This is a genomic window from Streptomyces sp. NPDC090127 (assembly GCF_044746945.1).
Taxonomy (GTDB): domain Bacteria; phylum Actinomycetota; class Actinomycetes; order Streptomycetales; family Streptomycetaceae; genus Streptomyces.
In genome coordinates, this window is the sequence record NZ_JBIVDE010000002.1 from 408,412 (window position 1) to 423,334 (window position 14,923).

At 73.6% G+C, this 14,923-nt stretch carries 5 protein-coding genes; 2 read left to right on the plus strand and 3 right to left on the minus strand.

Features of this window, described 5'->3' with window-relative positions:
* Positions 1–45: 45 nt before the first annotated feature.
* The 3 genes from ACIPPS_RS07545 to ACIPPS_RS07555 form a co-directional block, all read right to left on the minus strand.
* Complete coding sequence (locus tag ACIPPS_RS07545; protein WP_401428056.1) at positions 46–1,716, minus strand: phytoene desaturase family protein; 1,671 nt, start codon at positions 1,714–1,716, stop codon at positions 46–48.
* Complete coding sequence (locus tag ACIPPS_RS07550; protein ID WP_401428059.1) at positions 1,706–11,416, minus strand: amino acid adenylation domain-containing protein; 9,711 nt, start codon at positions 11,414–11,416, stop codon at positions 1,706–1,708. The genes ACIPPS_RS07545 and ACIPPS_RS07550 overlap by 11 nt, the downstream gene beginning before the upstream one ends.
* Positions 11,417–11,526: 110 nt before the next feature.
* Positions 11,527–12,000 carry a sterol desaturase family protein gene (locus ACIPPS_RS07555; protein WP_401428061.1) on the minus strand — a complete coding sequence of 158 codons (474 nt, stop codon included), beginning with the start codon at positions 11,998–12,000 and terminating at the stop codon, positions 11,527–11,529.
* A gap of 412 nt (positions 12,001–12,412) precedes the next feature.
* Here ACIPPS_RS07555 and ACIPPS_RS07560 point away from each other — a divergent pair, with 412 nt between their 5' ends.
* Both ACIPPS_RS07560 and ACIPPS_RS07565 read left to right on the plus strand, forming a co-directional pair.
* On the plus strand, positions 12,413–13,798 hold the full coding sequence (locus ACIPPS_RS07560) for an FAD-binding protein (RefSeq protein WP_401428063.1): 1,386 nt from the start codon (positions 12,413–12,415) through the stop codon (positions 13,796–13,798).
* A gap of 58 nt (positions 13,799–13,856) precedes the next feature.
* The gene (locus ACIPPS_RS07565) at positions 13,857–14,915 is read left to right on the plus strand and encodes a LacI family DNA-binding transcriptional regulator (protein ID WP_401428065.1); all 1,059 of its coding nucleotides are present in this window, start codon (positions 13,857–13,859) and stop codon (positions 14,913–14,915) included.
* Positions 14,916–14,923: the final 8 nt, after the last annotated feature.

Here is a 14,923-nt window from a genome sequence, read left to right on the forward strand (position 1 = left end):
GCCGCGGGCGCCCCGGTCGCTGCGGTCGCGTGGTCGTCACGGCGGTCACCTGACCCTGCGGGATTCGAGCTGGGGCAGCCGGCCGAGCCGGTCCGGGTGCCAGGGCGTGGTGTCGGTGGACTCCCAGGCCCGGAACTGGAGGCCGAGGTCCCGGCACAGGTACTGGGTGACGAAGCGGCCGCTCGCCGCGGCGCGGATCAGGCTGCCGCCGCCGAACCACTGGCCCGCGAGCGAGAGCCCGGCCAGGCCGGGCAGCCGCATCCGGTCCTTGTTGATCAGGTCGGTGATGACGTCGTCGGCCGGGGTGAAGGACTTCCAGCCGAGGATGCTGCCGCCGCGCACCCCGGTGTACCGCTCGGTCGTCACCGGGGACGCCACGTCCACGACCTCGATCGCGCCGCCGATGCCCGGGTGGTGGCGTTCCAGGAAGGACCGGACGAAGTCGGCGACCTCCTGCTTGCGGGCCCAGTACGCCCGCCGGTCGGTGCGCCGCAGCTCCTTCCAGGAGTCGTAGTCGCTGAAGTACGTGCAGTGGACGACGGACTTGCCCGGCGGGGCGAAGCCGTCGGAGTAGCGGGAGCGCATCTGCACGACGAGGCTGTTCTGCAGGACGCCCGGCAGGGCCTTGCTGTCCTCGTCGGAGAGCAGATAGGTGGTGCTGTGCCGGGCGGCGGCGTCCAGCTCGTCCCTCAGGCCGACGAAGGCGGAGACCACCCCCGGGTAGAGGACGTCCGGGCTCGTGGTCATCTGCGCGAACAGCTCCTCGACCCGCGGGCTGGTGTAGCGGCCGTCGAGCAGGCCGTGGAGGGTCGTGGCGCCGTCGCAGGCAGCCACCACGTGATCCGCGAAGTGCCGTTCCCCGCCCCGCAGTTCGACACCGACCGCGCGGTCGTTCTCCACCAGGATGCGTTCGGCCCGGGCCCGGTAGTCGATCCGGCCGCCGAGCCCGGTGTAGCGGTCCTCGACCGAGCGGGCCAGACCCAGCGAACCGCCCTGCGGGAAACCGGCGTTGAGGTGGTAGGCGCTGGCCATGTTGAACAGGTAGGGCAGCAGCGGGAAGACCTCGTGGTCCTGGAAGAAGATGAACGGGAACGCGCGGCGCAGCAGCGGGTCCTGGAACCGTTCGCAGAAGGTCTCCATCCGCGTCACGGCCGTCCGCCACAGCAGGACGAAGGAGGGCAGGACCTGACGGAGCGTCGCGAGGCGTTCGCGCGGGGTCTGGAGCGGCGCCGGGGTCATGAACGGGTAGAGGTTGATCCGGGTGAAGCGCCGCAGGTCCCGGCAGAAGGCCCGGATCGGGCGGGCGTCGGCCGGCGAGAGTTCCAGGAGGTGCGCCTCCAGCCGGTCGGGGTCGTTGTAGAAGGTGACCGAGCGGCCGGTCTCGTCGGTGACGGTGTTGAACATCTCGAAGTTCGCGATGGTCTTGCCGTCGAGCGCGCCCAACTCCCGCCAGAGCCGCGCCGCGTCGTTGCCCCGGCCGGTGCCGGTGAGCCACTCGATGCAGTAGTCGAAGACGTAGTCCTGGCGCGACCAGGCCGTGCAGCAGCCGCCGGGCAGCACGTGCCGCTCGAAGATCCGCGTCTCGGCGCCGCTCATCTGCGCGTACACACCGGTGGAGAGCCCACCGATGCCGCCGCCGATGATGATCACCCGGGGCGCCTCGCCCGGTGCCCGGGACTCCCGCCGCTCCCACACGGGCCTCTTCTCAGGCGACATCGGTCTCCCCCTCGGTGGTGGACGCGGGGCCCGTCGCCACTGGGGCGGACGGCCCCGTGAGGAAGGCGACGCCTTCGCGCGCGGCGGCGGCGATGTCGTCGTCGAGCGCGGCCCGGGCGAGCGCGGCGTTGGCCGCCGCCGGCTTCTCGTCGAGCATCTCGGCGTGCAGCCCGGAGCCGCGCACCAGTCGGTCCCCGGTGGTGGAGGCACCGGCCCAACTTCCGCGCTCCCCCGCCGCGTACAGCTCGGCCTTGGCCTCGTCGGCGATCACGGTGACGGTCGCGTGGACCGTCCCGAGGTTCGGGGTCCGTCCGCAGAACTCCAGGAAGTCCCTGGCCTGTCGGAGCGTCTGCGCGGTGACCGTCTCGGAGCCGGTGTGGCGGCGCAGGTGGTCGCGGAGTTCGTGCTCGAACGCCTCGACGTGTTCGGCGGCGATGCCGTAGGCCTCCGTGATCCGGTACGAGTCGACGATCACGACGTGGGAGACCTCGCGGCCCCGCCGTTCCAGCTCCTTGGCGACCTCGAAGGCGAGGTTGCCGCCCAGGGAGTAGCCGAGCAGCAGGCAGGGCCCGGTGGGCCGGAGCTCCTCGACGAGATCGGCGTAGCGGCCGGTCTTGTCGCCGTCGACGTGGTTGAAGGCGATCAGTTCGTACGCGGGCAGATGCGCGGCGAAGTGGCGGTAGACGAGGCCGTGGCCGCCGGCCGGCGGGAAGCAGAACAGGGCGGGGCCCGCGCCCGCGTTGAACGTCAGTTGGGGCAGGCTGCCGGAGACGCGGCCGGTGACGATGGACTCGACCGTGTGGGCCATGCCGTGCAGCGTGGTGACCTTGAAGAGCAGGCCGACCGGGATGTCGATGCCGAACTCCTTCTGGAGGTGGTGGATGAGTTCGATGAGGGTGATGGAGCTGCCGCCCGCGGCGAAGAAGTCGGTGCGCAGGCCGATCCGTTCGATCCCGAGCACCGCCGTCCAGTGGGCGGCGACCCGCTCCTCGTAGAGCGTCACGGGGGGTTCGTGGTCCTCCTCGGCGGCGTCGGCCGAGGGCGCGGGGAGCGCCGCCGGGTCGACCTTGCCGTTCGGGGTCAGGGGCAGCGCGTCCAGGACCGTGAGATGGGCCGGGATGAGATACGTGGGCAGGTGGGCGGCCAGGTGGCGGCGCAGGGCGAGCGGGTCCGGCCGCTCCTCACCCGGGTCGGCCGTGCCGACGACGTACGCGCAGAGCGCCGGTTCGCCGGCCGCTCCGGTGCGGACCGTCACGAACGCCTGGGCGATGCCGGGGACGTCGTGGAGCAGGGACTCGATCTCGCCCGGTTCGATGCGGTGGCCGCGCAGCTTGATCTGGGCGTCGGCGCGACCGAGCAGGTGGAGACGGCCCCGGTCGTCCCGGCGGGCGAGGTCCCCGGTGCGGTAGAGCCGCTCGGGGACGGCGGCCGGTCCGCGGTCGAGGGCGAGGGTGACGAAGCGGCGGGCGGTCTGCTCGGGGTCTCCCGCGTAGTCGAGGGCGAGGCCGGGGCCGCCGACCCACAGCTCGCCGACGACACCGGGCGGTACGGGTTCGTGGCGGCTGTCCAGGACGTGCAGGACGCAGTTGGGCAGGGGGGCGCCGATGGGGACGGGGCCGTGGGGGTCGAGGCCGTCGGTGGGGCCGTCGAAGCAGGCGCTGTCGACGGTGGCCTCCGTCAGGCCGTACGAGTTGACGACGCGGGTTTCGGGGCCGCAGAGCCGCCGCAGCCGCTCGTACTCCGCGACCTTCCACGTGTCGGAGCCGACGATCATCAGGCGCATGAGGTCGAGCCGGTGCCCGCCCTCCTCGCAGTGGACCATCAGCGCGCGGGCGGTGGCGGGCACGAACTCGGCGCAGTCGACCCGCTCGGCCCTCATCGCCTCGTACAGCCGCGCCGTGTTGAGCAGCAGCTCGCGGTCGGCGAGGACCAGCCGGCCGCCGGAGCAGAGGGCGCGGACGAGGTCGCCGGTGAACACGTCGAAGGAGACGGCGGCGAGCTGGAGATGGACACCGGGCTCGGCGGCGAGGCCGTACTCCTCGCGCCAGGCGCCGTGCACGGCGGCGAGTCCGCGGTGGGAGACACGGACCGCCTTGGGGCGGCCGGTCGAGCCGGAGGTGTGCAGGACGTACGCGGGCGAGTCGAGGTCGCGGGCCGGCATGCCGAGCGCCTCGTCCGGGCCTTCGGCGCCCTCCGCGAGAACGGGGCTTTCGGCGTCCCCCGCGAGGAGGGGGCCCTCGGCGTCCTCCGCGAGGACGTCGGTGCAGAACTCCGTGGAGAGCGCCGCGAGCCGGGCCGGGCCGTCGGCGTCGGTGACGACCAGACGGACCTCGGTGTGGGCGGTGACGGCCGCGAGGCGCTCGACCGGGTGGCCCGGGTCCAGCGGCAGGTAGGCGGCCCCGGCGCGCCAGACCGCGAGCAGCGCGACGATCAGCTCGGGCGACTTCGGCAGGCAGACACCGACCACGTCACCGGCGCCCACCCCGCGTGCCCGGAGCCGTCCGGCCAGCGCTCGGGAAGCCCGCTCCAGCTCGCCGTACGTCAGATGGCGGGCCGCTCCCCCGGTCGCGGCGCCCGGCACGGTGACCGCTACCGCGTCCGGGGTGCGGGCCGCCGCCTCGGCGACCAGGTGGTGGACGGGACGGTCCTGGGCGACCACCGGGCCCCGGGCGCCCCGGCCGTGCAGGATCTCGTGGCGTTCGTCCGCGCCGAGCATGTCGAGCGCGGCCACCGGCCGGTCGCCCGGGGCGCGGGTGAGGGCGTCCAGGAGCGTGCGGTAGTGGTCGGCCATCCGGCGGACGGTCGCGGGCCGGAAGAGGTCGGTGTTGTACTTCAGGACACAGTGGAAGCGGCGCTCGCTTTCGTCCTCGTACGCGGAGAGGGTGACGTCGAACTGTCCTTCTTCTTCGGGGAGTTCGATGTAGTCGAGGTGGTATCCGTACTGCTGCGAGGAGACCTTGTGGGCCAGCAGGATGAACATGGCCTGGAAGACCGCCGAGCGGCTCGGGTCGTGCTGGAGGCCCAGCTTCTCGACGAGCAGCACGAACGGGTACTCCTGGTGGTCGAGGCCCCCGAGGACGGTCCGGCGCACCTGGGCGAGCAGGTCGCCGACCGTCGGGTCGCCGGCCAGGTTCACGTGCAGCGGCAGCGGGTTGACGAAGTACCCGTAGACGGAGGCGAACTCCTCGTCGGTGCGGCCGGTCACCGGGCTGCCGACGATCAGGTCGTCCTGTCCGGAGTGGCGGTGCAGCAGGAGGTAGTACGCGCACAGCAGCACCATGAAGGCGGTGACGCCGTGCTCACGGGCCAGGGCGTGCACCCGGGCGCTCAGCTCCTCGTCGAGGACGAAGAACTCCGAGGCGCCGTTGTGCGTCTGCACCGGCGGCCGGGGCCCGTCGGTGGGCAGGGTGAGCGGCGGGATCTCGGCGGGCAGGGCGCCGCGCCAGTACTCCAGCATGCGGTCGGCGTCGGGTGAGGCCAGGAAGCGGTTCTGCCGGTTGAGGAAGTCGAGGTAACGGGCCGGTACGGGCGGCAGCTCGACCGGCCGGCCCGCGCGCATGCCCTCGTAGAGCGCGAGCAGCTCCTCGATGAAGGTGAAGGTGGAGATGGCGTCCGAGACGATGTGGTGGACCGCCTTCATGAGCACCCAGCGGTCGGGGCCGCGCCGGAACAGCCGGAACCGCATCAGCGGGTCGTGGGCGAGGTCGTACGGCCTTCGGTACTCCGCGACGATCAGCTCACGGATCTCGTCCCAGGCCATGCCCTCGACGTCGAAGACCTCGACGTCCGGGTCCATGGCGTCGGAGACGGTCTGCACCGGACGGCCGTCCTCCAGGACGAAGCGGGCGCGCAGGGCGGGGTGGCGGGCGACCAGCGCCCGGACGGCCGCCGCCATCAGCTCGGGCTCGATCACCGTGCGGACCTCGACGGCGCCGCCGATGTTGTACGCGAATCCGTCGGGGTTGAGCTGCTTGAGGAACCAGAGCGCCTTCTGGTTCTGGGTGAGGGGGTGGCGGCCCGGATCCTCGTACCGCTCGATCGCCGCCCCGCCGTCCGCGTCCCCCTCCCCACGCGCCGCGAGCGTCTCGGTGGCGGCACGCAGCTGGGCGATCAGCTCGCGCGCCGGGGCGCCGCTGAGCAGGGCGACGACGGGCAGCGCGATCCCGGTCTCGGCCTGGATCCGGGCCCGCAGTTCCATGGCGAGGAGCGAGTCCAGGCCCAGTTCGCCGAGTCCGGTGTCCGGGTCGATCCGGTCGACACCGACGCGGAGGACGGTGGCGGCGGGCCGGCGGAAGTGGTCGGCGACGAGTCGGCTGCGCTCGTCCTCGTCGGCGGCGGTACGGAACCGGGCGAGGTAGTCGCCGTGTTCGTCGCCTCCGCCGGAGCCGGCGACGGCCGCGGCCTCGGCGGCGAGGCCGGTGACGAGTGGCGGCGGCGACGGGTACCAGGCGAGGAAGGTCTTCCAGTCGCTGATGGTGGCGATCAGCAGTTGCGCCCGGTCCTGGCCGAAGACCCGCTCCAGGACGGCCGTCCCGGCGGCCGGGGAGAGCGAGCTCATGCCACGGACCGCGCGGTAGTGCTCGACCAGGCTCAGTTCCTCGATCATGCCGGTCGCCCACGGGCCCCAGTTCAGGCTGAGCGCGGGCAGACCGCGGGCCCTGCGGTGGTGGGCGAGGGCGTCGAGGAAGGCGTTGCCCGCCGCGTAGTTGGTCTGGCCGGTGGTGGTCAGGAGCGCGGCGACCGAGGAGAAGAGCACGAAGTGGTCGAGCGGCTCGTCGCGCAGGTGGTGGTGGAGGAGCCAGGCGCCGGCGGCCTTGGGTGCGAGGACGGCGTCGAACGAGGCGCGGTCCATGTCCTGGACGGGGATGTCCCGTACGTGCCCGGCGAGATGGAACACCCCGCGTACGGGCGGGGCGTCCCGGTCCCGGTGGGCGGCGAGCCACGCGGTGAGCGCGCGTTCGTCGGCGATGTCGAGGGCCGCGTGCACGGGGTGGGCGCCGAGGGCCTCCAACTCCTTGACGAAGCGCGCCGCCGAGCCCGCCGGGGAGTCCGGGTCGAGGGCCCGCCAGTCGGCGCGGTCGGGGAGCTCGGTGCGGCCCACGAGGATCAGGTGCCGGGCGCCCTGGCGGACGAGGTGGCGGCAGAGCAGCCGGCCGAGTGCGCCGAAGGCGCCGGTGACCAGGTAGGAGCCGTCCGGGCGGAGCCGGGTCGGCAGGGGGCGGGTGAGCCCCTCGGGCCGGACGAGCCGGCTGACCAGGCGACGGCCGGCGCGCAGGGCGACCTCGTCCTGGGGGCGGTCGGGGACGGTCGGTGCGAGGACCTCACGGAGGACGCCGTGGGCGTCGGCTTCGGGGGTGGTCTCCGGCCCCTCCCCCTGGAGGTCGATCAGCTTTCCGTGGTGGGCGGTCAGTTCCTGGTGCCGCAGCACGCGGCCGATGCCCCAGGCCGGGGCGCCGAGAGGCTCGACCCGGTCCGCCGGTGCCGCCGCCTGGGTGGCCCGGGTGACCAGATGCAGGGCCGCGGGCGCGGCGCGTTGGCCCGGGTCGTCCTTGAGGGCCTGGGCGAGCGCGACGACGGAGTAGGCGCCGAGGGCGCCGCACTCGTCGAGGTGGTCGCGGGAGGCGGCGTCGAGTGTGGGGAGGTCCAGGTTCCACAGGTGCACGACCGCGCCGACGGGGCGGCCGTCGCGCGCGGCCAGGTCGGCGAGGAGGCGGCGCAGGTCGTCGGCGCTCCCGGGCGCCACCACGGAGCAGCGGCCGGCGTCCGCGCCGAAGGTGTACGCGGCGCCCGGCCGGACGAGGTGGCAGGCCTCGCCGCGCGCGGCGACGAGCCGCTCCAGGGCGTCCCCCACTCCCCCGGGGCGGTCGGCGAACAGCAGCCAGCTGCCGGGGCCCCGCGTCGAAGGTTCGTCCAACGGGTCCTCGACCCAGGCGAGTTCGGCGAGCCAGCCGTCGATCGTGGCGAGTCCGACCGTGGTCGACGCCTGCTCGACGTCGGCGGCGCGGAAGCCCTGGACATGGCCGACGGGTTCGCCTGCCTCGGTGTAGAGGGCGATGTCGCCGACGAGTTCGTCGTCCACGCGCCGGGTGATCGTGGCATGGGCCCAGAGGGGTCGGTCGCCGACCGGTGTCGTGCGCACCTCGTCGATGGAGAGCGGCAGCAGGATGCCCGTACCCGCGTCGTCCTGGTCCGCGAGCCCGGCCACGAGCAGGGCCTGGAAGCAGGCGTCGAGGAGCACCGGGTGGAGCTGGTGGCCCGCCGCGCCGCCGCCGACGCTCGCGGGCGGCCGGATCAGCGCGAGCGCCTCCCCCCGCCCGTGTTCTCCGGGCCCGCGCCACACGTCGGCGATGCCCTGGAAGGCGGGGCCGTAGTGGTAGCCGCGGGCGGAGAGGGTCTCGTAGCAGGTGGTGGAGTCGAGGACCTGCTGCCCGCGCTCGCGGATCGCCTCCAGGTCCGCCGCCGTCCGACGGGTCGCGGGTTGGCCTCCGCGGACGACCCCGACGGCGTGGACGGTGGGGGTGTCGCCGACGCCGGTCGCCACCGTGAAGGCGCCGGACCGGGCGGAGAGCGAGAGCTGGACGGCCTTGGGGGCGTCGTCGGGCAGGAAGAGGGCCTTACGGAGCTCGATGGCACCGAGCACGACGTTCTCGGCGCCGGTCGTCGTCCGGACCGCCTGGGTGGCCATCTCGATGTATCCGGCGGCGGGGAACAGGGTGCGTCCCTGGATGCGGTGGTCGGCGAGGTAGGGCTGCGTCTCGACGTCGAGCGCCACCTCCCAGGTGGGCTCGGCGGTGGCGAGGCGCCGGCCGAGCAGGGGGTGGTCCTGCCGCCCGAGGCGTACCTGCGCGACGGGTTCGGGCTCGGCCCAGTAGCGGTCCCGCCGCCAGGGGTAGCGCGGCACGGGTACGGACCGGCCCCGGGGGTGGAGGGCGTGCCAGTCGACCGGGCAGCCGAGGGTGTGCAGCGCGGCGAGGGAGGTGGTGAAGCGGAGGGCCTCGTCCTCGGCGCGGCGGAGGGAGGGCAGGGTGGTCACGGCGGTCTCACCGCTGGAGCCGCCAGGCCCGGTGGGGCCTGCGGAGCTTGCGGGGCCTGCGGAGCCGCCTTTTGGGTCCGCGTGGTCGAAGCACTCCCTGATGGAGTGGCCGAGGACGGGATGGGGCCCGATCTCCAGGAAGGTGCGGTACCCGTCGGCGGCGAGGGCGTCGACGGCCGCGCGGAACCGTACGGTGTCGCGGACGTTGTGCCACCAGTACCGCGCGTCGAGCTCGGGGCCCTCGGCCCGCCCCTCCTTCCCTGTGAGGTAGAGCGGCAGGCGGGCCGGGAGCGGCTCGATGTCGGTGAGTGCGGCGAGCAGTTCGTCCTTGATCGCCTCCATCGCGGCGGAGTGGTACGGCACGCGGACGTCGAGGAGCTTGGCGAACACGCCGTCGGCGCGCAGGGACGTGGCGTACGCGGCGAGTGCGGCCTCCTCGCCGGCCAGAGTCAGGGCGCCGGGGCTGTTCACGGCGGCGACGGACAGCCGGTCGCCGAAGGGCGCGGCGCGGCGCAGCGCCTCCTCCTCGGGCAGGCCCACGGCGAGCATGGTGCCCGCGCCGGCGAGCCGGTGCTGGAGGCGGCTGCGGTGCAGGGCGATCCGTACGGCGTCGCGGAGGCTGTACACCCCTGCCTCGTAGAACGCCGCGATCTCGCCCGTGCTGTGGCCGACGACGGCGGCGGGCCGCACGCCGTGGGCACGCCAGAGTGCGGCCAGGCCGACCTGGACGGCGAAGTTGGCGGGCTGGGCGAGCCAGGTCTCCGCCATCCGGGAGGCGCCCTCGGCCGCGTTCAGCTCGGCGACGAGGGACCAGCCGGCCTGGGCGACGATCTCCCGGTCGACGGCCTCGACGGCCTCGCGGTAGACGGCCCGGGTCGCGTACAACTGGCGTCCCATGGCCCACCACTGGGGACCCATGCCGGTGAACACCCAGACCGGTTCGGCCGGTCGGCCCTCGCGCCGCCTGCCACGCAGCACCCAGGGGTGCTCCTCGCCCCGGCCGTACGCGGCGAGGGCCTCGTCGAGCTCCTCGGGCGAGCCGTACACGACGGCGAGCCGGACGTCGTGGTGCTGGCGGCGGTGGGCGAGGGAGTACGCCAGGTCCGGGAGGGGCGCGCCTTCGTCGGCTCCCGACTCGTCCGGGGCGGCCAGTTCGGCGCGTACGGACGCGGCGAGCGCGGGCAGGACGTCGACGTCGCGCGTGCTGAGGGGCAGCACGGACGGGACGGGGGCTGCGGTCACGCCCTCGGCGGTCGACGGCTCGGGGGCGACGGCGGTGGCGGTGACGGCTGTGGCGACGGGGGCGGGCGGGGTGACGGGGGCGGGCGGGGCTTCGAGCAGGACGTGGGCGTTGGTGCCGCCGAAGCCGAAGGAGTTGACCCCGGCCCGGGCGGGTCCGTCGTGGGCCGGCCAGGGGGTGAGCCGGTCGGGGATCTCGAACGGCGCGGCGTCGAGGTCGATGGCCGGGTTGACCCGCTCCAGGTTGATGTGGGGCGGGATGAGGCGGTGCTTGAGGCTGAGCGCGGTCTTGATGAGCCCGGCGATGCCGGCGGCGGACTCGGTGTGCCCGATGTTCGTCTTGACCGATCCGACGAAGCAGGCGTCCCCGGCCTTGCGCCCGATGGCGAGGACCCGGGCGAGCGCGCCCGCCTCCACGGGGTCGCCGACCGGTGTGGAGGTGCCGTGGGCCTCCACGTACTGGAGGTCCCCGGGCGTGATGCCGGCCCGCGCGCAGACCTGCTCGATCAGGGCGACCTGGGCGTCGGCGCTGGGGACGGTGATGCCGTTGGTGCGGCCGTCCTGGTTGACTCCGGTCTCCGTGACGACGGCGTGGATCCGGTCCCCGTCCCGTAGCGCGTCGCGGAGCCGCTTCAGGACGACGATCCCGACGCCCTCGGCGCGGACGTAGCCGTCGGCGTCGGCGTCGAACGTGCGGGAGCGGCCCTTCGGGGAGAGGAAACCGCCCTTCGTCTCGGCGATCGTGTACTGCGGTGTCAGGTGCAGGAGTGTGCCGCCCGCCAGGGCGAGTGAGCTCTCGCCGCGCCGCAGGCTCTCGCAGGCGAGGTGGACGGCGACGAGGGAGGAGCTGCACGCGGAGTCGACGGAGAGGCTGGGCCCGCGGAAGTCGAAGCAGTGCGAGAGCCGGTTCGACACCATCGTCATCATCGTGCCGGTCGCGGTGTGCGCGCCGAGGGTGTCGAAGCGCAGGTCGGCGAATTGGAGGATCTTGTAGTCGAGGGTGAACGCGCCGACGAACACCCCGACGTCCCGCCCGGCCAGCTCGGCCGGCTTCTGTCCGCCGTCCTCCAGGGCCTCCCAGCTCACCTCCAGGAGCTTGCGCTGCTGCGGGTCCATGGAGTGCGCCTCGCGGGGGCTGATCCCGAAGAACTCCGGGTCGAACTCGTCGAAGCCGTCGATGTATCCGCCGCGCCCGCCGACGAGCCGACCGGGTTTGGACGTGTCACGGCTGCCCAGTGAGGCGACGTCGTACCGGTCGGGCGGGGTGGGCGTGATGCAGTCCTTCCCCTCGACCAGGTTGCGCCAGAAGCCGCGGTGGTCGTTGGCGCCGCCGGGGAAGCGGCAGCCGATCCCGATGATCGCGATCTTCTCGGTGCCTGCGGGGACGGCGACCGAGGCGACAGGGGCATGGCGAAGCGATTCAGGCATGAGCGGTCCCTTGATTCGCGAGAGAGAGACGGAGAACGGCAGGCGTGGGGGGCCCGACGACTCCGGAAGGTCCGGGCGGTGCCCGGGGACGTCCCGGGAGCGGGTCGCCGTCAGCCGACGGAGCGCCGCCAGGGGTGGACGAGGGTGGCGAGCACGGCGCCGGTGGCGGGGAAGGAGTCCGGGTCGGTCAGGCCGACGGATTCCGGCTCACGGCCGGGACGCCAGGTGAACGTGGAGAACACCCGGTCCCAGACGGAGAGGTCCGAGCCGTAGTGCCCCGCTTCGGAGAGGTCGGTGCTGTGGTGCAGCCGGTGTTGCTCGGGCCCGGAGAGGACGTGGTCGAGCGGCCCCAGCCGTACACGGATGTTGGCGTGCGCGACGTACCCCTGGCCGACGGTGCCGCCGACGGCGGTGAGGACGTGGTACACGCCGTACCACCCCCACTCCCGGCGGTCGGGCTGCCAGGAGCGGTCGTACGGGATGAGGAATTCGAGCTGGACGAGCCAGCCGAGCACCGTGAACTGGAAGAGCAGGACCGGCTGGGCGGTCACGGCCAGGGCGTCGCGCACCGATAACCGGTACATGGCTCTCCACTTCTTGGGACGGAACTGCACTGCGGGAGACGGGACGTGACATGGACGACCACAGACGCGGGAGCGCTCCCCGACGGAGGAGGAGGCACCGGGGAGCTTGATGACAGTATGAATTCGCGTGACTACGTACCGCAACGGCCGTCGACGGGCGCACGGTGTCACGCGCGCCGGTCCCAGTGATCCACGCACCCCCCGTGCGCACCCCCGAAGATCGTCTCAATCAGGCTTATTCCCAGCGGGAGTTGATCACCCCGACTGGCGGATCGATTTACCAACGGCCGCACGAGGGAGCCGCCGCGCGTTCGCGCCCCGCGGCGCCGAGTTGGGGATTCGGTGGGCACCCCGCACCAGAAACGATCACAATATGAAGGAATTGTGCAGACCGAGTCGACCTGGAGTCAGCGTGACGTCTTCCCCCGTTCCCGCCCCGCAGCCGGATCCGGCCGTCGACTCGGCCGTGGCCGACGCCTTCGCCGGCGTTCCCGCACTGGACGGGGAGCTGTGCTTCGACGCCGCCGCCCTCGACGCGGCGTCCACCGACTTCGGCCGCCTGATCCACCGGTCACCCGCCGCGGTCCTCCGGCCCGGTTCGGCCGAGGACGTCGCCGCGATGGTCCGCCACTGCCGGGGGCGCGGGCTGAAGGTCGCGGGGCGGGGCCAGGGGCACTCCACGTACGGACAGGCCCAGGCGCCCGCCGGGCTCGTCGTCGACCTCGGCTCCCTCGACTCCGTCGAGATCCGCGACCACACGGCCGTCGTGCAGAGCGGCGTGCGGTGGAGCACCCTCGTCCGGGCGACGCTGCCGGCGGGGCTCACCCCGCCCGTCTTCACCGACTACCTGGAGCTGTCCGTGGGCGGCACGCTGTCCGCCGGAGGTCTCGGCGGCCAGATCGGTCACCACGGCGCGCAGGTCGACAACGTCCTCGAACTGGAGGTGGTCACCGGTGAGGGCGAGCTCACGACCTGTTCGCCCACCGTGCGTCCGGACCTGTTCCACGCCGTCCTCGGCGGCCTCGGCCAGTGCGCGATCATCACCCGCGCCACGCTCGCGCTGGTCCCCGCCCCCCACTCCGTACGGCTCTACACCCTGACGTACCCGAGCGTCGCCGCGCTCACCGCGGCGCAGGCCCAACTCGTCACGGAGGGGCGCTTCGACTACCTCGTCGGGCAGGCCATGCCCACCCCGGACGGCTGGACCTACTTCATCGAGGCCGCCGCCCACGACGGGACCGCCGCCGACGACGCCCGGCTCACCGACGGCCTGGACCACCTCTCGGTGGCGGCACAGGACGTGGCCTACTTCGACTTCCTCAACCGGATCGCGCCGCTGCTGGACCTGTTCCGGGCCAACGGCGAGTGGCAGCGACCTCACCCGTGGTACGACAGCCTGCTCCCCGCCTCCACCGTGAACGCCGTCGTCACGCGGACGCTCGCCGCCCTGAAGCCCGGCGCGCTCGGCGCGAGCGCGGTCGTCCTGCTGTACCCCGTGCTCACCACCAAGTGCCGCACCCCGCTCCCGGTCATGCCGGACGAGGAACTGGCCTACCTCTTCTCCCTCCTCAAGACCGCGTCCCCCGGAGCGGACTCGGCCGAGGACATGGTCGCCGCGAACCGCGCCCAGTACGACACCACGGTCGAGGCCGGCGGTCGCTGGTACCCGATCGGCTCGGTCCCCCTCACCACCGACGACTGGGCCCGCCACTTCGGCCCCTTCTGGCCCGAGTTCGCGTCCGCCCGCCACCGCTACGACCCCGACGGCATCCTGACACCCGGCCAGCGGATCTTCTGACCGTCGGCGAAGATGGTGGGGTTCATCCGTCCGCAGCAGGCGAGGAGCGTCCCCGCTGATGTCCACCACCGGTTCCGGTCCCGGTTCGAGGCCGCCGACGATCGCCGATGTCGCCCGGGTCGCCGGTGTGTCGCGGACGACGGTCTCGCACGCCCTCAACGGGCTCGGCAAGGTCGATCCCCGGACCCGGGAGCGCATCAAGCAGGTCGCCGCCGACCTCGGGTACCGGCCCAACCTGCGGGCCCAGCGGTTGCGGCGCGGGGAGGCCAAGGCCATCGCGCTCGCCTCGTCGATGCCGTTCGCGGTGGCCGGGGGTCCGTCCCGGCTGGGGTTCTACATGGAGGTCGCGGCCGCGGCCGCCGAGAGCGCCCTGCTGCACGACTACGCGCTGGTGCTCGTACCGCCCGTGCAGTCCGGGTCCGCGCTGTACTCCGTCGACATCGACGGCGCCATCGTCGTGGAGCCGGACGCCGAGGATCCGGCGGTCGCCGCGCTGAAGGAGCGCGGCCTGCCGTACGTGGCGCTCGGCAGGCCCGTGGCACCCGCCGAGGACGTGCCGTACGTCGACCTGCGCGGCGGGCTCGTCGCCGAGCTGCTCCTCGCCCACCTGCACGAGCAGGGGGCCCGCAGGCCCGCCCTGCTCGTCGGCGCCGGGCGGCGGCACTCGGCCGTGGACGCGCGCGCCGCCTACGAGCGGTTCGCCCGGGAGCACGGCTGGGAACCGCTCGTGGCGACCGCGCCCGAGGCCGGCGGTGAACAGGCCGGGTACGACGTGTGCGCGGCGCTGCTCGCCGAGCACCCCGGGATCGACGCGGTCTGCGCGCTGGTGGACGCCTTCGCGGTGGGCGCCGTCCGGGCGGTCCGGGACAGCGGGCGCGCCGTGCCGGACGACGTCATGGTCGTCACCCGGTACGACGGACTGCGCGCCCGGACCTGCGAACCCCCGCTGACCGCCGTCGACCTGCACCTGGACCGGGCGGCCGCCGACGCGGTGACGCTGCTCCTGGGGCGGCTGCGCGGGGGCGGCGACCTGGGCGCCGCCCCGCCCGTGACGACGGTGCCCGAACCCCGGATCGTCGCCCGCGCCTCCTCCCTCAGGGGTGCGGCGCGGGCGTGAGTCGTCGG

Coding starts and splice junctions, on each gene's coding strand:
- ACIPPS_RS07545 (WP_401428056.1), bottom strand. CDS start 1,716: ATGTCGCCTGAGAAGAGGCCCGTGTGGGAGCGGCGGGAGTCCCGGGCA.
- ACIPPS_RS07550 (WP_401428059.1), bottom strand. CDS start 11,416: ATGCCTGAATCGCTTCGCCATGCCCCTGTCGCCTCGGTCGCCGTCCCC.
- ACIPPS_RS07555 (WP_401428061.1), bottom strand. CDS start 12,000: ATGTACCGGTTATCGGTGCGCGACGCCCTGGCCGTGACCGCCCAGCCG.
- ACIPPS_RS07565 (WP_401428065.1), top strand. CDS start 13,857: ATGTCCACCACCGGTTCCGGTCCCGGTTCGAGGCCGCCGACGATCGCC.